A 21,666-nucleotide genomic window follows, 5' to 3' on the forward strand; every position below is an offset into this window, starting at 1 on the left:
ACCCCGATTCTTGCCCACCGTCGGGCCACGTGTTTTCCATGACAGCGCAAGGTGTTGTGCGTGTTGACGCCGCGGTGGCCGACCGCCGCGCATTAGCGCAGGCCCTCATGGGGTGTGCGGGCAATCTGGATGCGCTGGCTGACTGGCTCAGAGACGCCCGGGCAGCAGGTGTGCGCTGCGTGTATTCCCCGGATTGGCAGGGCACCTTGGAAGAGACCGTGCTGGTCGCGGAGGTATTTAAAGACTCCAGCGTTGCATGGCACCTACGCTAGACGCCCCTTAACCATAGAAACCGGATACGCCGGCTGCGAGGTGGGCCAGGCGTTCCAACCTGGATTCAGTGAGGCTGGCGATCTGGTCGATGATGACGCGACGTCGTTGCTGATCACTATCTGCCTGCACATACCAGTGAGCAAAGCTTGGGTCCAGGGAACCCGGCGCGCCCATGCTCAGGTAGTCGAACACTCTGTAGATGCGTTCGCGTTGGCGGTCTTGGCGGCGCAGGTGGACGGGTTCGTCCATCACGTAGAGCACCGCGATGGTTTTCAGCAGGGTAACTTCTGCGGCTACATCCGGTGGGACGACTAACTGGCCATTGTGGCGGCCGAGGGCTTCACCATTGTTCTCCCGGGTGGCGGTGATGATTGCGCCGACGAATCGGCCTACGAGTTCAGAGGTCAGGGCTTTGAGCCCGACGAGCGACGGAAAGGTTGCGTCATAGTCGGCGGCGCGGCTGACCACGTCGAGTTGGCGCAGCCTGTCTGCGGCTTCCACGAGTTCATCAGGGTTTCCGCCGAAAGCGCGTGCACCTTTTTCTGCCAGTGCTGCGAGTTCGACGAGGTCCCACATGACTTTGAGGTCGATGCGGTCGGCGAGGATGCCGTCTTCAACGTCGTGCACGGAGTAGGCCACGTCATCGGAGATGTCCATCACTTGGCCCTCGATGGGGGGCTTGGGGTGGGTGTCGTTGCCGCTGCGAATCCATTCGAGGATGTGGGCGTCTTCGTCATAGCAGCCGTATTTTTTGGTGTTTTTCGCTTCAGCTTGGCTGCGTGTCCAGGGGTATTTGCAGGCTGCGTCGAGGGCTGCGCGGGTGAGGTTTAGTCCGAAGGAGGTTTCGGCGTCGCGGATCTTGGGTTCGAGCCGGGTGAGGATCCTTAGGCTTTGGGCGTTACCTTCGAAGCCGATGTCGCCGGCAAGTTCGTTGAGCGCCACTTCCCCGTTGTGTCCGTAGGGTGGATGGCCGATGTCGTGGCACAGGCCGGCGAGTTCGCACAGGTCGGGGTCGGCGCCAACACCTGCTCCGATGCCGCGGGCAATTTGCGCGACTTCGAGGCTGTGTGTCAGGCGTGTGCGTGGGGTGTCGCCGTCACGGGGGCCAACCACTTGGGTTTTGTCTGCCAGTCGTCGCAGCGCTGCGGAGTGGAGCACGCGGGCGCGGTCTCGTGCGAACGCTCCCCTGGTGTCGGGCAGGGTGCCGCTGACGGTCGAGCCTTTGGCTTCTTCGGGGTGGCGGCGTTGTTCATCGAGCGAACTGTACTGGTAGTGCACAGGTTTACTGTAGCTAATGCTGTGGGTTCTGTTTGCGATTGAGCGGGTGGGTTTGTGTGGATAACTGGCGTAGGATCTAGGGCATGTCTAAGCTTTCGCGTCGCGCTCGTGTTGCTGTGTTCGCTGTTGTTTCTTCTGCTTGCGTTGCTGGGGTGGGTGTTCTGGCGCCCACTGGGGCGTTGGCTGCCCCCAACACTATGTTGTTGGCTCAGTCGGGTGGGGGTGCTGTGCAGTTGACTGGTTCGGTGACGGACACCTCTGGTGTGTTGTCCAGTGACGAGGTTTCTCGTTTGCGGGATCAGATTAATGACGTCGCGGAATCCACCGGCGTCAACATACGCGTGGTGTTTGTGCCGACGTTTGAGGGACAGACCGCTAAAGAGTTCGCTACGAATCTGTATGACGCGTATGGCGGGCAGAGGGGCGTGATTTTTGCTGTGGCCACCCAGCAGCGGGATTACACCACGGTGTATGGCCCGGGTGTTGACCCGGAGGTGTCGAAACAGATCACGAAGGCCGCGACGTCATTGTTGTCTGATGAGAAGTGGTTTGATGCCGCTTCTGCAGCGATTTCGGCGGTGAAGGGTACCGAAGGCGGTGGCTCTGCGTCTTCTGCTGATGGGGGCGGTATTGATGCCGGTGGTGCTGCGTTGGCTGGCGGTGGTGCTCTAGCGGTCGCCGGTGGTGCGGTGGCTTATGCGCGCCGTCGGCGGAAGAAGGGCGACGAGCAACGTCTTGAGGCTGCGCGTTCGATGGATCCTGCCGATACCCGTGGGTTGCAGCAGCAGGATCTTGCCACCTTGCGCACCTTGGCGGCGGAGGAGTTGGTGTCTACCGACGAGTCCATCCGTCGCGCATCTGAAGAGCTCGAGCGTGCCCGCGAAGAGTTCGGGCCGGCGCGGGTTGCTCAGTTCACCCAGGCGTTGGAGTCGTCAAAGGTGACGCTGGCACGGGCGTTTGCGTTAAAGCAGGCGATGACGCCTCAGGACGAGCACGCCACCTTAGTGCAGATCGTGTCGATGTGCGGCATGGCTGATGATGTACTTGATGCTCAGGCCGAAGAGTTTGCGCAGATGCGCAGTGTTTTGCTGGCTGCCCCTGAAACGTTGGATTCTTTGACCCGCAAGATTGTTGATGGCCGCTCGCGCGTCCCTGCTGCCACGGCGGCGTTGGACAAGCTCATTGAAGCCTATGGCCGCGAATCGGTCGCCTCTGTGGCCGATAACGTTGAGCTTGCCTCTAGCCACTTGAATGACGCCGACCGGGTGCTGGAGCACGCACGCACTGTGGCTGCGAAACCTGCCGGCCAGCAGCAGGGTTTGGTGGACGATATCCGCGCTGTGGAAACGACGCTGCAGCAGGTGGACATGTTGCTATCTGGTGTGGAGCATGCTGATGACACCATCCGTCGCGCCCATGCTGATCTGCCGCAGTTGACGGCCTCCGTGCGCGCTAATGTTGCGGATGCTCGCGCGTTGAAGCAGTCCTCCCCGGAGGTGGATTTGTCGGATATTGACGCCGCGGTGGATCAGGCGACACAAGCGTTGCAGGTCGCTGATGGTGGTGCGGATCCTTTGGCTTCCTACACGGGTTTGTTGGAGGCAAGCACTCAGCTGGCTTCGGCTCTGGCGCAGGCTCGCTCGACTGCTGCGGACTACAGTGTGCAGCGTCAGGTGTTTGATCAGACGATGGCTAACGCGCACGCCCAATTGCAGGCTGCGACTGACATCATCAACACCCGCGGTTCCATGGTGGGCTCTGCTGCACGCACCAGCCTGGCCACGGCGCAGCAGTACTGGGCCGAGGCCGAGCGCCTGACAGACAGCAACAGCATTGATGCAGGTATCACGCATGCGCGCTCGGCGGCGATGTGGGGCAAGCAGGCTCTCGATGAGGCAACTCGCGATGTGCGCCGATACCAAAACCAAAACATGTCCGGCTTTGGTGGTGGCGGCAATGGTCTTGTCACCGGCCTCATCCTCGGAAACATCCTCAGCTCCTCCTTCCGCGGCGGCTTTGGCGGCGGATTCGGAGGAGACTTCGGCGGAGGTTTCGGAGGGGACTTCGGTGGCGGCGACTGGGGTTTTGACAGCGGCAGCTTCTAAGCCAGCTACATCAAAAACACGAGGATAATAAACGGGGTAAGGGCGATAAGCGACCACATCAAAATAGTGGTCGTTCCCACCAACCGCTGCTCCACCACGGTGCGGGCCAGCCACGCCAGATAAATCTCCTCCAGCGGGGTGATCTCTGGCAGGGCCGCTTGCTCAGCAAGCGCTTCGGGGGTCTCCAACGGCTGGCCTTGTTCATCCGCCTGCCCAAATTGAATGAGCATGTTGCGGACATCATCACCGGTGAACTGCGCGACAAAGTTACCTTCGTGCAGGATCACCCATTCTTTCTTCCGCTCGTTCAGCAACTGGTACTCCCCACCCGACAAGGTGGTGGTGACCTGCTTAGCCTTCTTCAGCGAGCCTTTGTCTGCGACAGCAGAAAACGCGGCATCATCACCAGAAAACGATCCGGTGGAGGCATCAAGGGTGTACACCTGCTCGCCGATGGTGGCGGAGGTATCCGTGAAAGAAGCCAGGTGCTCCGGGGCTTGATCCAGGCGGCTGGTGCCCCGATGCAACTCTGTGCGACCGCTCCACTCTAGGTAGTGCATGGTGCTAGCAGCCGATCAGACGCTGGGCTAGGTAGGCCTCAAGCTCGTCGATCTTGACGCGCTCCTGCTCCATCGTGTCGCGCTCGCGCACGGTCACCGCGCCGTCCTCCAAAGTGTCGAAGTCGACGGTCACGCAGAAAGGAGTGCCGATTTCGTCCTGACGGCGGTAGCGTCGACCAATCGCACCGGAGGTGTCATATTCAATGTTCCAGTGCTGGCGGAGGGTTTCCGCAACCTTCTCCGCTGTGGGCGTCAACGTGTCCTTCTTGCTCAGGGGCAGCACGGCAACCTTCACAGGCGCCAAGCGGCGATCAAGCTTAAGCACGACGCGCTTGTCCACACCACCCTTAGCGTTGGGGGCTTCGTCCTCGTGGTAAGCATCCACAAGGAAGGCCATCATGGAGCGACCCAGACCCGCCGCAGGTTCGATGACGTAAGGGATCCAACGCTCGCCGGTCTCCTGGTCGAAGTAGGACAGGTCCTCACCAGAGCCCTTGGCGTGCACAGACAGGTCGTAATCGGTGCGGTTTGCAACGCCCTCGAGCTCGCCCCACTTGGAACCAGCGAAGTGGAAAGCGTATTCCACGTCGACGGTGCGCTTGGAGTAGTGGGAAAGCTTTTCCTGCGGGTGCTCGTACAAACGCAGGTTGTCAGGGTTGATGCCGAGGTCGACGTACCAGTTGTAGCGGTGGTCAATCCAGTACTGGTGCCACTGCTCGTCGGTGCCGGGCTTGACGAAGAACTCCATCTCCATCTGCTCGAACTCGCGGGTGCGGAAGATGAAGTTACCCGGGGTGATCTCGTTGCGGAAGGACTTACCGATCTGGGCGATACCAAACGGAGGCTTCATACGCGCGGAGGTCATGACGTTCTTGAAGTTCACGAAGATGCCCTGTGCGGTCTCCGGGCGCAGGTAGTGCAGGCCTTCCTCGTCATCGACGGGGCCGAGGAAGGTTTTGAGCATGCCGGAGAACTCGCGGGGCTCGGTCCAGTTACCCGGCTGGCCAGTTTCCGGGTCAGGAATATCAGCCAGGCCATTTGCCGGCGGGTGGCCGTGCTTTTCCTCGTAGGCCTCCAACAGGTGGTCGGCACGGTAGCGCTTGTGGGTGTGCAAGGACTCCACTAGCGGGTCGGTGAAGACCTCCAGGTGGCCGGAGGACACCCAGGTCTGGCGAGGGAGAATAACGGAAGAGTCGAGGCCCACGACATCCATGCGGGAGGTGACCATGGAACGCCACCACTGCTTTTTAATGTTCTCTTTAAGCTCGACGCCGAGTGGGCCGTAATCCCATGCGGAACGAGTGCCGCCATAGATTTCACCGCACGGGTAGACCAGACCGCGTCGCTTGCACAGATTGACAACGGTGTCGATTACAGAAGCCACGATTCTCCCAAGGTTGGATAACAGGTATAGACCTAGGAGTCTAATAGATCGCCGCACCCTGCCCCACCCTGGGGTGCGCTTGGACAATTGCCAACCTCAATGCCACCCAATGTGCAGGCCTGCGGGGGCTTTGTGACAGAATACTCATGACACTTCCCACAGTCCTACCGTCACATGAAAGCGCATGACTTACGCCACAACAGCTTCCAAAAATGCCTCCGCACAGCAGATGAATAACGTTTTTCACTTTCATTTTGTGGTCATATCGACAAAAATCGGACTTAACCTGCGGTGTTAGTATGCGTTGGCTTACACGCCCACCGCACGCTCAGCGGGTCGCAATTCTAAGAAAACGCTTAAACGCGCTTAGTATTGAAACGATCCCCAAACAAGCACGATCCAAGAAAAAGCAGACACGATCGGGCGAGCCGCTCCGATTGATTGCGATGTACTGTGTCTGTTTTGTGTTGTGTTTGGTTCGCACATTTCGCACTTTTCAACATGGAGGATAACTGTGGCACAAACCCACACTGTCAGAAACATGAGCAAGGACAAGAAGAACCCGCCCATGCCGAGGCTGGGCGCCCGCAGCACCCGCCAGCGAGCAGCTGTGGTCACGGTCCTTCGAGATCTCGAGAACTTCTACTCTGCTCGCTACATCCACGATGAGCTGATCGTCCGCGGCGAGAGCGTTGGTCTGACCACCGTGTACCGCACCCTGCAGTCTCTTGCAGAAATCAACGCCGTCGACGTGCTGCACATGCACACCGGTGAAACCCTGTACCGCCACTGCGCTAGCAGCCACCATCACCATCACGTGGTCTGCACCAAGTGCGGCAAGACCAAGGAAATCGATGGCGGCCCCGTCGAGCAGTGGGCTGGAGAGCAGGCAGTCGAGCACGGCTACCGCCTGACCAACCACACCGCCGAGGTCTTTGGCCTGTGCCCCGAGTGTCAGGAAAAGGAAGAGGCCGAAAGCAAGTAAGCCACGCGCTCACACATGAGGGGCATCCCTTGAGCCAGGGGATGCCCCACTCTCTTTTTGCTAGCTGCTGGTACTCCTCTACCCGAAGAGCGACCCTATGCCGTAGGTGGTGGCCGCAGCTGCAAGACCGATTGCAAGTTGCCTGAGCGCCTTGAGCATCGGCGCGGTGCCGGATAGTAAACCGACGATCGCTCCCGTAGTCAGTAGCGCCACGCTGACGATCACGGTGGAAGAAATCGCGGCTGTGTTGGTGGGCAGGTTAAAGATGAACGGGATGATGGGCAGTAGAGCCCCCGTGGCGAAGAAAATGAATGACGACAAGGCAGCCTGGGTAGGGCTTCCAGCAGCATCGGGGTTGCTATCGCTATCCAGGGCGTCCACTGGTTGATTATCGCGGATGCTACGAAGCGTCTGTTGGGCCTTATGATCAGCGGTTGCGGCATCCATCCCGCGCGCCCGGTAGACCAGCGCAAGCTCATTGGCGTTGACGTCCAACTGCGGCAACAGCGTGTTGGTCTTGGGGTGCGGTGTGCTGGCCTCAAGCAGCTCCCGTTGAGAGGCCACAGAAATATATTCGCCCGCGGCCATGGACAAAGCCCCCGCAAGCAAGCCAGACAAGCCCGTCAAAAGGATCGTGTGGTTGCTTGCGCCGCTGGCGAAAACACCCAACACCAATGCGAGGTTGGATACGAGCCCGTCGTTGGCGCCAAAGACGGCCGCACGGAATCCACCGGACAGCTGTTGGCGGCCGCGTTGGGCAAGCCCGCGAACGACTTCTGCGTGGATGCGCTCGTCGGCCGTCATCTGTTCGGTAGCGTCGGCGTCGTTGGAATAAGGCGTGCGGCTTTCCGCCGATTGCATCAGCGCCAGGGTGAAGACACTGCCGAAGCGTCGTGCCAGAAACGCCATGGTGCGCGTACCCATGGATGGCCTGCGCGGCATGCCGAGGTCATTGCCAAGTTTGTTGCGCCAGTATTGCTCGTGGCGGTCCTCGGCTTCCGCCAGCTTGAGCAAGATATCGCGTTCTTCCCCATCAGCGGTGCGCGCAAGCTCGCGGTAAACAGCTGCCTCCGCGCGCTCGTTGGCCAAGTATTTTTGCCAGCGGCGGATTTGTTTTTTATCGGGCGTCATTTGGTGCCACCGAACCGCCGGTCGCGTTGGGCATATTCATAAATCGCGTCGTAGAGGTCTTCGGGTGTGTAGTCGGGAAAGAGCTTGTCCTGGAAGACCATCTCGGCATACGCCGATTGCCACAGCAGGAAATTACTGGTGCGCTGCTCGCCGCTGGGGCGCAAGAATAAGTCAACATCGGGCATGTCAGGGTCATTGAGATAGCCACGCAAGCTATTTTCGGTGAGCTGGTGGGGCTTGACGGTGCCGTTAGCTACGTCTTCGGCGAAGGCACGCGCGGCGTCAACAATTTCGGCGCGGCCACCGTAGTTGATGCACATCGCAAGCGTCATGCGAGTGTTGTTTTTTGTTAATTCTTCCGCTTCCTGGAGTTCTTTAATGACGCTGCGCCACAGGCGGGGGCGTCGCCCCACCCATTTAATTTTGACGCCGCGTTCGTTCAGGCTGTCGCGTCGGGTGCGCAGCACATGGCGGTTGAAGTTCATCAGGAAGCGGACTTCCTCGGGGCTGCGCCGCCAGTTTTCGGTAGAGAATGCGTACGCCGATAGGTAGGGTATGCCCAGCTCTAGGCAGGTGTCGACCATGGTGTCGAGGACTTGCTCGCCGCGTTTGTGTCCTTCGGTGCGTTTCATGCCGCGTTGTTGTGCCCATCGGCCATTGCCGTCCATGACAAGGGCGATGTGCTGCGGCAGGAATTGGGGGTCGAGTTGCTGCGCTGGGTGGTTCACGCTGTCTATTGTTCCACAGTGCGTAGGCTGCGCAAACGTTGCTCGGTATGCCAGTGGAAGTAGTCGAGAGTCAGGTTGTGTGCGGTGTGGATGTCCACCGAGTTGGCTGCGGCTGCAAGTTCGGTGTGGCCTGCGAGGATCCACCAGAGGATGCGGAGGCTTTCGCCCGGCGCCGGGGTTGCTGCGGGCGGGCGGCAGTCTTCGCACACGGCACCACCCGACGCTGGATGGAAGTGGTGGTGTGGCCCCGGTTTTTCGCAGCTTGCGCAGTTGTAGAGGGTGGGTTCCCATCCGTTGTGCCGCATGGTGGTGAGGATGAACGCGTCGATGGCGATGGTCGGGTGCACAGGGATACGCTCGAGTGCACGGGTGGCCTGGTCAAAAGTGTAGGGGTCGCCCGGTGGGGTGTGCAGGGTGAGCCTTTGCGCGGCCTCTAGGATGATGGCGCCAGCAGTGTAGTGGTCGTAGTCGTCGATCAGTTTGCCATAGTGGCTGATGGTGTCGGCCTGGGTGAGGGTGGCGAGGTTGCGCCCTGGGTACAGGTTGACATCGATCAGGTTGAACTGCTGAACGCGCGCACCGAAGCGACTGTTGGTTCGGCGAATGCCTTTGGCTACGGCGCGCACAACCCCGTGGTTGCGGGTCAGTAGGGTGACGATGCGGTCGGCTTCGCCAAAGTCGTAGGTGCGGGTGACGAGCGCTTGGTCTCTGAAACTACGCACGGTGTGCCCCGGTGGCTTCTAAAAACCTAGGCGGCCCAGGGCTTTGGGGTCGGACTGCCAGTTTTTCAGGATCTTGATGCGCAGGTCGAGATAGACATTGCAGCCGAGCAGTTCAATGATCTCTTTGCGCGCAGTGTGCACGATGCGGGACAGTCGGCGCCCGTCACGTCCGGCGATGATGGTTTTCTGCCCGGGGCGCTCAAGGTACATGATCGCGTGAATGTTGAGCTTGTCGGGGTTGTTATCGTCGGGGATGATCTCATCAATTTCGACAGCCACGGAGTGCGGTAGCTCATCGCGTAGACCGGATAGGGCTGCTTCGCGAATGAGCTCGGAGATGCGGGTGTCGCGATCTTCGTCAGTGGTGTGATCTTCCGGGTAGAACTTTGGCCCTTCGGGAAGATACGTGGTGATGACGTCGAGGAGGGTGTCTGTTTGCTCGCCTGCTGTGGCGCTCACGGGCACGACGTCTGACCCACCGATCATGTCGTAGACGGCGACGAGCTGTTCAGCGATCTGGTCGCGGCTAGCTTTGTCCGTCTTGGTGACGATTCCGACGATGGGTGTTTTCGGCGTTGCCTTCTTGACTGCGTCGAGGATCCAGCGGTCGCCGGGGCCGATTTTTTCGTCTGCGGGGATGCACAAGCCGATGACGTCAACATCGGTGTAGGTGTCTTTCACAATGTCGTTGAGGCGCTCGCCCAGCAGAGTGCGGGGCTTGTGCAGGCCGGGGGTGTCGACGATGATGATCTGGGCGTCCTCGCGGTGGACGATCCCGCGGATCGGGCGACGCGTGGTCTCTGGCTGGTTCGCTGTAATAGCGATTTTTTCGCCAACGAGGGCATTCGTCAGTGTGGATTTGCCGGTGTTGGGTCGGCCCACGAAGCTTACGAAGCCGGAGCGAAAAACGTCAGTCATGTGTTTCAGGGTACCTCAATGACAACAGCAGTCGTTCGCAAGCGGCCGCGGCGATCCCGGATGCCCTCACTGGTCAGTTTCAGCCCATTGCTCTCCACCGTTGCACCGGGAAGCGGCACGCGCCCAAGTTCGTAGGCAAGCAAACCACCAATGGTGTCGACCTGATCGAGGGTGTCCTCGGGAAACTCAATGTCCAACAATTCGGCCACGTCATCGAGGCTCAGGCGTGCGACGACACGGTAGCGTCCATCGCCTAGTTCCTCTGTGGTCGCCTGCTCCGCGACGTCATACTCATCGGCAATATCGCCGACGATTTCTTCCAAGATGTCTTCGATAGAGATCAGTCCGGCGACGCCACCATATTCGTCGATCAGGATGGCAATGTGGTTGCGGTGCAGCTGCATGTCATGGAGCAGATCATCCAGCGGCTTGGAATCCGGTACAAAGGTTGCCGGGCGCATGATGTCTTTAACCTTCACACTGTGCCCGCCATCTGTGGCGTGGTAGGTCTGCTGCACCAAGTCCTTCAGATAAACGATGCCCTGGATGTCATCGACTGTTTCGCCCACCACGGGGATACGAGAATGCCCGCTGCGCACGCACAAAGCGGTGGCTTGGCCGGCTGTCTTATTGTCTTCAATCCAGATCATCTCCGGGCGCGGCACCATGACGCTGCGGGCGGTGGTGTCGGCCAGATCGAAGACGTTTTGGATCATCTGGCGTTCTTCGCTTTCCACCACGCCACTGTCTTGAGCGAGATCCACCATTTCGCGAAGTTCCACTTCCGTGGCGAAAGGCCCATCCTCAAAACCGGGGCCCGGGGCGAGCTTGCCGCCGATCCACACGAGGATTTTTGTGATCGGGCCCAGCACGAAAGCCAAGGCAGACAACACTAGCGCTGCTTGGATGGACACCGTGTAGGGGTTGCGGCGGCCGATGGTGCGGGAAAACACACCGGCGATCACGTAGGTGATGGTGGCGACTACCGCGACGGCGGCGGCGATGGCCCAACCACGGTTGCCAATGAGTTCCAAGGCGAGCACCCCACCGACTACAGCGGCAGTGGTGTCCAAAAGAGTGCGCAACAAAATCAACAGGTTGATGTTGTCGCTGCGGCGGTTTAGGACTTTCAGCAGTGCCGCAGCACCCTGGCGTTCTTCCTTAACCAGTTCTTCGACGCGGGCGCGGGATAGTGCCGTGACCGCAGACTCGACTGTGCCCAGAACAGCGGACAGCAGTGCCGCTAGGGCGACTACCAGCAATTCGATCATGTACGGTCAGCCGCCGTGGGAAACGCTTCGGGAGTGTTGGGCTTGGGCTGGTAGCTCACCCCACGCTGCTGACAGTCGTCGTACCACAAGCGCAGCAGCTCATTTTGCAAAGCGAACATATGCTGCTCTTCGCTGGGTTCAATGTGGTCGTAGCCCAGCAGGTGCAGGCAGCCGTGAACGGTCAGTAGGGCTAGCTCGTGGGCTAGGCTATGCCCCGCCTTCTTTGCTTGCTTCGCCGCGAAGCTGGGGCACAACACGATGTCGCCCAGCATAGCGGGACCGGGTTCGTTCGCGTCCGGCCGCCCACCGGGTGTGAGCTCGTCCATTGGGAAGCTCATCACGTCGGTAGGCCCTTCCAGATCGAGCCACTGGACGTGCAGGTCAGCGATGGCGTCTTCGTCGACGATGTAGATGTTAAGCTCGGCTTCAGAATGCACGTCCATGCGTGACAAAGCGAAGGACGCCACATCGATCAGCGCTTCCTCGTTAACGCCATCCACCGGACCGTCCGCAGCATCTACGGTCTCTACAGCATCTTGGGCGCCATGGGTGGGGTCTTCGTTAAAAACCTCGATGTGCATTACTGTCCCTGTGTCCCTGTGTCGACGGCCTGCCCCGCTCCATTCTCGCGGGGGCTTTTATTGTCGTAATTATCATAGGCGTCGACGATGCGCCCGACCAGTTGGTGGCGCACGACGTCTTCGCTGCCGAGTTCGCTGAAGTGCACGCCGTCGATTCCCTTGAGGATGTGGCGCACCACCTTCAGGCCGCTATGCTGCCCGCCGGGCAGATCGACCTGGCTGATATCACCGGTGACGACCATTTTGGAGCCGAACCCCAGGCGGGTCAGAAACATCTTCATCTGCGCCGGGGTGGTGTTTTGGGCCTCGTCCAAAATGACGAAGGCGTCGTTGAGGGTGCGTCCGCGCATGTAGGCCAACGGGGCGACTTCCACGATCCCGGATTCCATCATTTTCGGGATGGATTCCGCCTCCACCATGTCACGCAGCGCATCGTGCAGGGGGCGCAGGTAGGGGTCGATCTTCTCATTGAGCGTGCCGGGGAGGAATCCCAGCTTCTCCCCTGCTTCGACCGCCGGGCGGGTCAAGATGATGCGGCTGACTTCCTTATTGTTCAGCGCCTGCACAGCCTTGGCCATAGCCAGATAGGTTTTGCCGGAACCTGCGGGGCCTATGCCGAAGACGATGGTGTTCTCATCGATGGCTTCCACGTAGGCTTTCTGGCCTGCGGTTTTGGGGCGCACTACTTTGCCGCGGCGGGCGATGATGTCATCGGCGACGATCTGTCGGACGCTGTGCACCGCCCGGGTGGTGTGTTTGACGGAGTCGGGGCTCAGCACGTAGCCACGGCGTGCCATGGATTCGAGGTCCCTTAAGACCCTCACGGCCTGTGCGACGTTGTGGTCTTCGCCGTTGATGGTGACCTTGGTTCCGCGCACAAAAATGTCGCAGTCGAGGTATTTTTCCATCGCTTTGAGGTTGGCATCGTTGGTGCCGAGCACTGTTTGTGCGTGGGATGCGTCGAGCTCGAACTCTTGGGTGATCATAGTAGCCAATCAGTGTAGCAAGGTGGGGTGCGTGCGTTGGTCTCGCCGGTGGGCTTTACCAGCGGGTGAGCGCACCGATTCCGGCGAGCGCGGCGAAGCCTGCTGTAGCGGTCCTCAAAATTTCGGGGCCGAGTTTTGCAGCCCGGCCGCCCGCGCGGGTGAAGGCCTCATACTCTTCGGGGGATATACCGCCTTCTGGGCCGACGATCAGCATGATGTCGCCGCGTAGATCCATACTGCGCAGGGGTTCATCGGCGGTTTCGTGCAATACAAGCACGGGGCCTTTGCCCTGTTCAATGTGATGTTCGATCAGGGTGATGACGTCGCGGGTGCGATGCAGCTGTTCGACTTCTGGCCACCAGGCACGCCGGCATTGCTTGGCTGCTGCGGTGACGGTCTTTTCCCATTTCGCGTGCGCTTTGGCTTCTTTACCCGCCCATTTCGCGATACTGCGGCTGGCTTGCCAAGGGATGATGGTGTCGGCGCCTGCTTGGGTCAGTAGGTCGACGGTCAGTTCGCTGCGTTCGGATTTCGGCAACGCTTGGACAACGGTGATGTGTTGGGCGCGATCCACCGTTTCGATGCGTTCAACGTCGACCTCCACGGCGTCCTTAGACACTGCCGTGATCGTGCAGGTGGCGCTGCGACCTCGGCCGTCAACCAGCACGATGTTCTCGCCGACGGTGATGCGCTTGACTTGCACGTGGTGTGCTTCGGCGCCGCGCAGCCCGTCGAGCGTTGAGGAATAGAAAACGGGAAGCGTCATGAGCGCCGGAACTTGTTTCGCAATCGGTCAAACAGGCGGCCGTTTTCTCGGTTGACTGCCGTGTTTTCCCCTCTGTGTTCCCGCAGCTGCTCGAGCAGCGAACGGCTGGTGTTATCCAGGTCAGTGGGGACGGTGACATCGACGTGGATGAGCAGATCGCCGAATTCTTCGGAGCGCAGTCGCGGCATGCCTTTTCCAGCCTCGCGCAGTGCGGTACCGGGCTGGGTGCCGTGGTCGATGGTGACGGTGATGGGCTCGCCCACCAGGCTGTCTAGTGTGAGCGTGGTGCCCAACGCGGCGTCAACCATAGGAACGGTCGCGCTGACGTGTAGGTTGTCGCCGTCTCGGGTGTATATCGGGTGGGGTTCAGTGTGCACCTCGACATAGAGGTCGCCTGCCGGGCCGCCGCCGTGGCCAACCTCGCCTTGGCCTGCCATGCGGATGCGCATCCCGTCGCGGATTCCTGGGGGAATATTGACCACCAGGTCGCGGCGGCTCAGGCTGCGTCCGTCTCCGTGGCAGTTGTTGCAAGGATCTTTGATGACGTCGCCGTAGCCCTGGCAGGTGGGGCATGGGCGTGAGGTCATGACGTTGCCGAGGAAACTACGCTGCACCTGCTGGATTTCGCCCGCACCACCACAGCTGGAGCAGGTGACCGGCTTGGATTTGGTGGCGCTGCCGGTGCCTTCGCAGGCGCTGCACAACACAGCGGTGTCGACCGTGATGTCTTTTTTGGCACCCAAGTAGGCCTCGGCCAGTGTGATGGTGGTGCGCAGTAGTGCGTCGTTGCCGGGTTCGGTGCGTGGGCGGGGGCCGCGGCCTTGTGCGCCGCCGAAGAATGCGTCGAAAATGTCGCCGAATCCGCCGTAGCCTGCGTTCCCACCGCCGCCTTGGGCTTGTTCCATGGGGTCGCCACCAGCGTCGACGATGCGGCGTTTGTTGGGGTCACTGAGTACTTCTTGCGCGAGGGAAATCTCGCGGAATTTCTCGGCGGCTTCCTCGGTGTCGTTGACATCGGGGTGGTATTTGCGGGCCAGTTTACGGTAGGCCTTTTTGATCTCGGAGTCGCTCGCATCGCGCTCCACGCCGAGGATCCCGTAGTAATCTCGTGCCACGGTGTTTTTCACGGTCCTTTCTGTTAGTTGCCGCCCAGGACACGGCTCACGTACTGTGCAACGGCCGAAACCTTAGAAATTGTTCCCGAGTAGTCCATGTATGTGGGGCCAACCACGCCCATGCTACCGAATGGGGTATCTGGTCCATAGCCGGTGGCTACGATTGATGCGCCGTGCAGTTCGTCGCCGATGTGTACGCGCACGTGGCCGAGTTCTTGCGCTTCGGCCAGCAGTCTGAGCACGACGACTTGTTCCTCGAGTGCTTCGAGAACTGGCGGCAGCCCTTCGGGGAATTCTCCGCGGGTCAGGTGTGAGGCTCCGGCGAGGATGAGTTTGTCGCTGGGTGCTTCGACGAGTGTTTCGATCAACACGGTGGTGCATCGGATGACGACGTCGCGGATGTCACTGGGGACTTCTTCGGCAAGCTCTGCGATGGATACGCTGGCGTCGGACAGTGTTTTGCCGGCGAGCGCGCGGTTGAATAGTTCCCGCAGGCGGCTGACGGTGTCCGGGCTGCACGGGTTAGCTATTTCGACGTTGCGTTGCTCCACGCGCCCTGTGTCGGTGATCAGCACGAGTAGCAGGCGGTAGGGGGTGAGTTCAACGACTTCGCAGTGTCGCACGCGGGAAACGTTGAGGGTGGGAATTTGCACGACAGCTGCTTGACGCGTCAGTTGGCTCAGCAGCTGCACGGATCGACGCAGGACGTCTTCGAGGTCCACTCCCCCTTCGACAAAACTGGAGATCGCGCGGCGTTCAGCAACGGACAGGGGTTTAATTTCGTCGAGGGTGTCGACGAACAGTCGATAGGCCTTGTCTGTTGGGATGCGGCCGGAGCTTGCGTGTTGGCTGACGATGTAGCCTTCTTTTTCCAGCGCGGCCATGTCGTTGCGGATGGTGGCGCTGGATACACCCAGTTGGTGGCGTTCGAGTAGTGTTTTGGAGCCGACGGGTTCGTGGGAGGCGATGTAGTCGGCGACGATGGCCCGGAGGACTGCTGCGCGGCGTTGTTGTGCGGCTTTGCTCATCATTGTCCTTCCGCTACGAGAATGTCGGCGATGATTCCGTCTGCAAGGAGCCTCCCTGCGTCTGTGACGTGCAGCCTACCGTGTGTGCGTGCGAGGAGTCCACGGTTGATGTAATCATTGATGACGTCGCGTGCGCCGGCGCCAATGATGTCCTCGCAGATGCCTTCGCGCAGGCGTAGCCCGAGCATGAGGGCTTCTGTGTGGCGGTCGTGTGGTGTCAGTTCTTCGCTGCCGGCTTGCGGTTGGGTTGCTTGTGCGGCGTAGGTGGCGGGGTGTTTGACGTTGTAGAAGCGGATGTTTCCGATGTGCGAGTGTGCGCCGGGGCCTGCCCCGTAGTAGTCGTGGTCGCGCCAGTAGCCCAGGTTATGCAGGCATTGGCCGCCGGGTTTGGCCCAGTTGGACACTTCGTACCAATCGAAGCCGGCTGCGGACAGCTCTTGGTCGATCATGGCGTAGCGGTCGGCGTAGGTATCTTCGTCCGGTGGGGGGATGATCCCTTTGCGTACTTTGCGGGCCATGGCGGTGCCATCTTCGACGATGAGCGAGTAGGCACTGACGTGGTCGACGGGGGCATCGAGAACTGCGTCGAGTGTGGCGCGAAGGTCGTCATCGCTTTCGCCGGGAGTGCCGTAGATGACGTCGAGGTTGAGGTGCTCGAAGCCTGCGGCGTGTGCTTCCGCAATGGCTTGGAGCGCGCGCCCCGGTGTGTGGCGTCGTTCAAGGATGCGCAGCACAGTGGTGCTGGCTGATTGCATGCCGAGGGAGACTCGGTTGTAGCCGGCAGCCCGGATGTGGTCGAAGAATTCCTGCGAGGTGGACTCTGGGTTGGCTTCAGTGGTGATTTCCGCGTGCGGGGCAACACCGAAACTGTTGCGCACTGCCCGAAGAACACGCTCAAGACCTGCCGCACCGATCAGCGAAGGTGTTCCGCCGCCGATAAATACGGTGTCTGCGGGCCCTAACGGATAGGTCTGCGCTGCGGCGTCGAGTTCTTTTTCCAGCGCATCAAGATAGCTGTCGGGGCTGGATCCCCCGAGCTCACTGGGGGTGTAGGTGTTGAAATCGCAGTAGCCGCAGCGGGAGGAGCAAAACGGCACGTGCACGTAGACCCCAAAGGTCACGCCCCACCCGCCTGCTGGAGGGCTCGCTGGACGCGGGCGACGACGGCGTCAATACGCGCGCGTTCGCCCAAGAAGGTGGGCGGGTTGGATCCCCGCATCGCTTGGGCGTAGGAGGGGTCGAGCAAAGCGACGCAATCGATCCACGCGTGCGCGCAATCTTCCACCAGGGCTTTGGTGCGGCCGTAGAGCATGGGCAGGCTGATTGCGCTTAGGTCTGCGGCGGCGACGACTGTTTGGTCGAGGACCCATTCGACGACGCGTTCACAATGTTTGACGACGGCGCGGGTGCGGGCGTCCAGCGCGGTGAAATGCTGCTCCACCCCTACCGGGCCGTCGAGCGGGAACCATTCGCACAGGGTGTCGGCACCCAAGGGGTTGGGGCGTTGCACTGTCGGTTCGCGGCGTTCCCTGCTGGCACCGACGGTGCCTCCGCGGATACCAGAGGATAGTGCCTGGCGCACGCCGTAGAGTTCGGCGGATACGACGCGAGAATCGTTGCGGGCATCGGTGATGATTTCATCGAATTCGATGAGGCAGTCGCGGACGAGGTGAACATCCCAGTCGGCCACCGCTTCGGCGAGGTTTTCGATGTAGGCGGCTACCTCATCGCCGATGTTGTAGACCTCTTGGGTGAGTTCACGGTGGCGCAGCTGAGCGTCTGCACGGTGCACGGCTGCTCCTTTTCACACGAGTTAACTTGATCGGAGCACAACTCTAGACGGCGACGGGCCGCGAGTTGTGGTGCCTCGCCGCTAGCGCTTGTAGAGGAAGTCGATTTCTTCCGCGAAGCGTCGCACGACGACGTTTCGCTTGATCTTCATCGTGGGTGTCAGTTCGTTTTCCTCTTCGCTCAAGTCACGGTCGAGGATGTAGAACTTCTTGATGGCTTCCGCGTGGCTGACCAGCGAATTAGTTTCGTTGATGGCGTCTTGGATTTCGGCGCGCAGCATGGGGTCTACTGCTAGGTCGGACACCGTCTTGGATGCTGGAATGTTGTGGTCGAGCTTCCACCGGTTGAAGGCTTCTTCATCGAGCGAGACCAGCACGCCGACGAAGGGCTTACCGTCGCCGACCACAAGCGCCTGGGAGATCAGCGGGTGGCTGCGCAGGCGGTCCTCCAGCGGGCCGGGCGAGACATTCTTGCCGCCGGCGGTGACGATGAGGTCCTTCTTACGACCGGTGATCGCGATGTGCCCACTGTCGAGCACTTCGCCGAGGTCGCCGGTGTTGAACCAGCCGTCCTCCATGGACTCTTCGGTGGCCTCGTCATTATTCCAATATCCGGCAAAAAGACTTTCGCCCTTGAGGAGGATTTCGCCCTCGTCGTTGATCTTCACGGACATGCCACCCACGGGGCGGCCGACGGTGCCAATGATGTTGGTGTCGCCGAAGTTCACTGCGGCTGCGGCTGCGGTTTCGGTCAGTCCGTAGCCCTCATAGATGGTCACGCCCAGTCCCCGGAAGAAGTGCAGCAGCTCGGGGTTCATCGCCGAGCCACCGGAGATGCAGTATTTCACCGACGATCCCATGGCGGCGCGGATCTTGGAGTAGATCAGCTTGTCGAAGGTCGCGTGCTTGAGTTTCAGCGAACGGCTGGGCCCCTCTTCGGTATCCAATGCGCGGGAGTAATCGCGGGCGACTTGTTCTGCCTTGGCGAACATGGTGGCTTGGACGGGGCCTTTTTCCTTGGCATTGGCCATCGCACCGGCATGGACTTTTTCGAATACTCGAGGCACGCCGAGGATGAGGTTGGGCCGTGCACGCTGGAATTCCACGGATAGTGAGGAGGTGTCGGACCAGTGGGATTGGGTGGCGCCACCGATGGCGACTGCTAGGGACACGGCGCGGGCAAGTACGTGCGCCAAGGGCAGGAAGGTCAGCACGCGGGTGCCGGGGATGGCGATCGCACCAATGGGGTGGGTCAGCAGCGCGCGCACTTCAGCAAGCCAGTTGTGGTGGGTAAGTTTGCAGCCTTTGGGGCGGCCGGTCGTGCCAGAGGTGTACACCAGCGATGCGAGGTCCTCCGAGGTGGTGGCATCGATGCGGGCCTGAACTTCTTCGTCGCTGATGCCGCGTCCCTCAAATTTGAGGGTGGTAATGGCCGAGCTGTTGATCTCCAGGATGCGGCGCAGCTGCGAGGTGGAACCTTTAAGGGCGGGGTTGCCTTCGGAGTCGAGCTCCAAGTGCTTCATCAGGTCCGTGTGGTCGGGGGTTTCGGTGATGGCGAAGACCGCACCGGAGTCTTCAATAATCCAGCGCACCTGTGACACAGAGGAGCTGCCGTAAATCGGCACGCTTACAGCTCCGGCTGCCCAGATGGCGTAGTCGAGGAGGGACCATTCGTAGCGGGTTTCGCTGAGCAGGGCGACGCGGTCGCCTTTTTGCACGCCGTTGGCGATGAGGCCTTTGGCTACTTCGAATACTTCGTCTGCGAATTCCCTGGCTGTGACATTGACCCATTCAAAGCTTTTCGGGCGGGTGAACATCACGCCGTAGGGGCGGGCGTGCGCCATGGCGAGCATGGCGGTCAGGCAGGTTTCTTTGCGTCCAATGGTGTATTCGGCTGGCGTGCTGTATTCGGTGTCCACAAATATCTCCTCGTTTTTGTTCACGTCTAGGCTACCTGCTTGGCCTGACTAAGATGTTGAGGTGTGAGCACTTTTGATGAGCAGTTGCGTGGTTTGGCCGATTCTTATGGGATTGCTACGCAGTTCTATTCCTATACCGGCGAACACGTCCAGGTTTCTACGGATACGCTGCTCAAGACGCTGCATGCGCTGGGGGTTGATCTAGCCGAGCACACTGAAGAGGCTATTCAAGGGGCCTATCGACGCCGCGAGGATGCGCGGTGGTCGCGGCTGTTGCCGCCCTGCGTGGTGACTAAGCAGGGTGACCAGCCCCGGGTGGATGTTCATGTTGATGATGGCGCACCCGTCGAGGTGTGGATTACCTGCGAGGATGGCAGCCGTCGCGAGGCTTTTCAGGTGGATAATTTCAATCCTCCCCGCGAGGTCGGAGGGATTTGGCGGGGGGAGGCCACGTTTGGTCTGCCAGAGGACCTGCCTTTGGGGTGGCACCGTTTGCACGCGCGCTCGACGGGTTCGGAGGAAGTTGTTGATTTGATTGTGACGCCGCGTCGCTTGTCGACTGCGGATGCTTTTGTCGCCCAGCCTGCCTCGGGTGTGATGGCGCAGGTGTATTCGGTGCGTTCTTCTGATAGTTGGGGCATGGGCGATTTTCATGACGTCGCCACTTTGGCAGACATTGTGGCACGCGAAGTCGGCGCTGATTTTCTGCTGATCAATCCTTTGCACGCAGCCGAGCCCGCCCCGCAGGTGGAAGACTCCCCTTATTTGCCGACCACCAGGCGTTTCGTCAATCCGCTGTATCTGCGTATTGAGGATGTCCCCGAATACAACCACGTCACTTTTACCGATGCGCAGCACGAGGTGTTTGCCCAGCTGAAGGCCTTAAGTTCCAGCGGTGGGTTGATTGACCGCAACCGAATTTACGAGGCCAAGCTCGATGCCTTGATGAAGATGTTTGAGGTTCGCCTGCCAGAGCGCGAAGCTGCTTTTGATGCGTTTGTGGCGCATGAGGGCGAAGGCCTGGAGCTCTTTGCCCACTGGTGTGCTGCCACCACTGGCGTGGATCCCATGTTTTATATGTGGCTGCAGTTCCTGTGCGATGAGCAATTGGCTGCAGCACAGGCCGCCGCCAAGGATGCGGGAATGCGGATCGGCATCATGGCTGATCTTGCTGTGGGCGTACACCCTGGAGGTTCCGATGCCCACAACCTCTCGGCTGTTTTGGCGTCCGAGGCCTCTGTTGGTGCCCCACCGGATGGGTACAACCAGCTGGGCCAGGATTGGTCGCAGCCCCCGTGGCACCCGGTAGCTTTGGCCGAGGCCGGCTACCGGCCGTGGCGCGACATGCTGCGCACGGTCCTCAAGCATGCCGGCGGTATTCGCGTTGACCACGTGCTGGGCTTGTTCCGCCTGTGGTGGATCCCCCGGATGCAGCCGGCGACCACGGGCACCTATGTCTACTACGACCACGAAGCCCTCGTGGGTATCTTGGCCCTGGAGGCAGAGCGTGCGGGCGCGGTCGTCATTGGCGAAGACCTTGGCACCTTTGAGCCGTGGGTTCAGGATGCTTTGGCCGAACGCGGCGTCATGGGAACCTCAATTTTGTGGTTCGAGTCCGAGGGCGACCAGCCCAAGCATGCGGGCCATTACCGCCCCTTGGCACTGTCTTCTGTGACCACGCATGATCTTCCCCCGACGGCTGGTTTCCTAGCCGGCACTCACATCCGCCTGCGCGACGAGCTCGGCCTGTTTGAACGCCCCCTCGAGGTCGAGGAAGCGGAGGACGTCGCGTGGCAAAACCGGGTGCTCTCGCAGGTTGCGGAGTATGGTTTCTGCCCGCCTCTAGAAAGCGACAAGCGTGGCCAACGCGGCGACACTCTAGAACTCGTGGCCGGCTTGCACCGCTATGTGGCCTCTACCCCATCGGCATTGACGTGTACGTCTTTGGTGGACATGGTCGGCGATGTGCAGGCCCAAAACCAGCCGGGCACCACCAAAGACCTGTACCCCAACTGGTGCCAGCCTTTGCGGGATGAAACCGGTGCAGTGGTGCTTCTCGAAGAGCTCACGCGCCACCCCTGGTTTAGCATTATTGCGGAAGCTGGCAGGCGCCCCAACGGCTAGTT

General features: G+C 60.4%; 20 protein-coding genes. 4 read left to right on the forward strand and 16 right to left on the reverse strand.

The features are described from left to right. Positions 1-29 precede the first annotated feature (29 nt). On the forward strand, positions 30-272 hold the full coding sequence (locus L1C91_RS06160) for a hypothetical protein (protein ID WP_234858491.1): 243 nt from the start codon (positions 30-32) through the stop codon (positions 270-272). A gap of 7 nt (positions 273-279) precedes the next feature. On the opposite strand, the gene L1C91_RS06165 is transcribed toward L1C91_RS06160, so the two are convergent. Then, positions 280-1,551: a deoxyguanosinetriphosphate triphosphohydrolase gene (locus L1C91_RS06165; protein ID WP_234858492.1), complete on the reverse strand. Its 1,272-nt coding sequence runs from the start codon at positions 1,549-1,551 to the stop codon at positions 280-282. An 83-nt stretch (positions 1,552-1,634) separates the two neighbouring features. Here L1C91_RS06165 and L1C91_RS06170 point away from each other — a divergent pair, with 83 nt between their 5' ends. Beyond that, a complete protein-coding gene (locus tag L1C91_RS06170) occupies positions 1,635-3,656 on the forward strand; it encodes a TPM domain-containing protein (RefSeq protein ID WP_234858493.1) in 2,022 nt (673 codons plus the stop codon). 5 nt (positions 3,657-3,661) lie between these two features. Here L1C91_RS06170 and L1C91_RS06175 read toward each other — a convergent pair whose 3' ends face one another. After that, positions 3,662-4,216 (reverse strand): hypothetical protein, encoded by a 555-nt coding sequence (locus L1C91_RS06175; RefSeq protein ID WP_234858494.1) that lies wholly within the window; start codon positions 4,214-4,216, stop codon positions 3,662-3,664. Positions 4,217-4,220: 4 nt separating this feature from the next. Beyond that, the gene (locus L1C91_RS06180) at positions 4,221-5,600 is read right to left on the reverse strand and encodes a glycine--tRNA ligase (protein ID WP_234858495.1); all 1,380 of its coding nucleotides are present in this window, start codon (positions 5,598-5,600) and stop codon (positions 4,221-4,223) included. 541 nt (positions 5,601-6,141) lie between these two features. Between L1C91_RS06180 and L1C91_RS06185 the strand changes: the two genes are divergently transcribed. Then, positions 6,142-6,585 (forward strand): Fur family transcriptional regulator, encoded by a 444-nt coding sequence (locus L1C91_RS06185; protein ID WP_328219595.1) that lies wholly within the window; start codon positions 6,142-6,144, stop codon positions 6,583-6,585. A gap of 78 nt (positions 6,586-6,663) precedes the next feature. On the opposite strand, the gene L1C91_RS06190 is transcribed toward L1C91_RS06185, so the two are convergent. From L1C91_RS06190 to L1C91_RS06250, 13 genes are all read right to left on the reverse strand, one after another. Continuing rightward, the gene (locus L1C91_RS06190) at positions 6,664-7,716 is read right to left on the reverse strand and encodes a VIT1/CCC1 transporter family protein (protein WP_234858496.1); all 1,053 of its coding nucleotides are present in this window, start codon (positions 7,714-7,716) and stop codon (positions 6,664-6,666) included. Beyond that, positions 7,713-8,444: an isoprenyl transferase gene (locus tag L1C91_RS06195; RefSeq protein ID WP_234858497.1), complete on the reverse strand. Its 732-nt coding sequence runs from the start codon at positions 8,442-8,444 to the stop codon at positions 7,713-7,715. The genes L1C91_RS06190 and L1C91_RS06195 overlap by 4 nt, the downstream gene beginning before the upstream one ends. Before the next feature lie 5 nt (positions 8,445-8,449). Further along, the gene (gene recO / locus L1C91_RS06200) at positions 8,450-9,166 is read right to left on the reverse strand and encodes a DNA repair protein RecO (protein ID WP_234858498.1); all 717 of its coding nucleotides are present in this window, start codon (positions 9,164-9,166) and stop codon (positions 8,450-8,452) included. An 18-nt stretch (positions 9,167-9,184) separates the two neighbouring features. Further along, positions 9,185-10,084, reverse strand: a complete 900-nt coding sequence (gene era / locus L1C91_RS06205; RefSeq protein WP_021011942.1) for a GTPase Era — start codon at positions 10,082-10,084, stop codon at positions 9,185-9,187. Between the two features lie 5 nt (positions 10,085-10,089). Beyond that, positions 10,090-11,355, reverse strand: a complete 1,266-nt coding sequence (locus L1C91_RS06210) for a hemolysin family protein (protein ID WP_234858499.1) — start codon at positions 11,353-11,355, stop codon at positions 10,090-10,092. Beyond that, positions 11,352-11,936, reverse strand: coding sequence for an rRNA maturation RNase YbeY (gene ybeY / locus L1C91_RS06215; RefSeq protein WP_234858500.1), 585 nt, complete (start codon positions 11,934-11,936; stop codon positions 11,352-11,354). Before ybeY ends, L1C91_RS06210 begins: the two co-directional genes overlap by 4 nt. Then, entirely contained in the window at positions 11,936-12,922 is a 987-nt protein-coding gene (locus tag L1C91_RS06220) for a PhoH family protein (protein ID WP_234858501.1), read from the reverse strand. Before L1C91_RS06220 ends, ybeY begins: the two co-directional genes overlap by 1 nt. 55 nt (positions 12,923-12,977) lie before the next feature. Continuing rightward, complete coding sequence (locus tag L1C91_RS06225) at positions 12,978-13,688, reverse strand: 16S rRNA (uracil(1498)-N(3))-methyltransferase (RefSeq protein ID WP_234858502.1); 711 nt, start codon at positions 13,686-13,688, stop codon at positions 12,978-12,980. Continuing rightward, positions 13,685-14,803, reverse strand: coding sequence for a molecular chaperone DnaJ (gene dnaJ, locus L1C91_RS06230; RefSeq protein WP_234858685.1), 1,119 nt, complete (start codon positions 14,801-14,803; stop codon positions 13,685-13,687). Before dnaJ ends, L1C91_RS06225 begins: the two co-directional genes overlap by 4 nt. 23 nt (positions 14,804-14,826) lie before the next feature. Next, positions 14,827-15,831, reverse strand: coding sequence for a heat-inducible transcriptional repressor HrcA (gene hrcA / locus L1C91_RS06235; RefSeq protein WP_234858503.1), 1,005 nt, complete (start codon positions 15,829-15,831; stop codon positions 14,827-14,829). Then, positions 15,831-16,952 (reverse strand): radical SAM family heme chaperone HemW, encoded by a 1,122-nt coding sequence (gene hemW, locus L1C91_RS06240; RefSeq protein ID WP_234858504.1) that lies wholly within the window; start codon positions 16,950-16,952, stop codon positions 15,831-15,833. The genes hrcA and hemW overlap by 1 nt, the downstream gene beginning before the upstream one ends. Beyond that, entirely contained in the window at positions 16,949-17,623 is a 675-nt protein-coding gene (locus tag L1C91_RS06245) for a hypothetical protein (protein ID WP_234858505.1), read from the reverse strand. The genes hemW and L1C91_RS06245 overlap by 4 nt, the downstream gene beginning before the upstream one ends. Before the next feature lie 81 nt (positions 17,624-17,704). After that, a complete protein-coding gene (locus tag L1C91_RS06250; RefSeq protein WP_268836566.1) occupies positions 17,705-19,474 on the reverse strand; it encodes an AMP-dependent synthetase/ligase in 1,770 nt (589 codons plus the stop codon). A 129-nt stretch (positions 19,475-19,603) separates the two neighbouring features. On the opposite strand from L1C91_RS06250, the gene L1C91_RS06255 reads away from it, so the two are divergent. Beyond that, entirely contained in the window at positions 19,604-21,664 is a 2,061-nt protein-coding gene (locus L1C91_RS06255; RefSeq protein ID WP_234858506.1) for a 4-alpha-glucanotransferase, read from the forward strand. Positions 21,665-21,666 lie beyond the last annotated feature (2 nt).

Source organism: Corynebacterium argentoratense (genome assembly GCF_021491455.1).
Taxonomy (GTDB): Bacteria; Actinomycetota; Actinomycetes; order Mycobacteriales; family Mycobacteriaceae; genus Corynebacterium; species Corynebacterium argentoratense_A.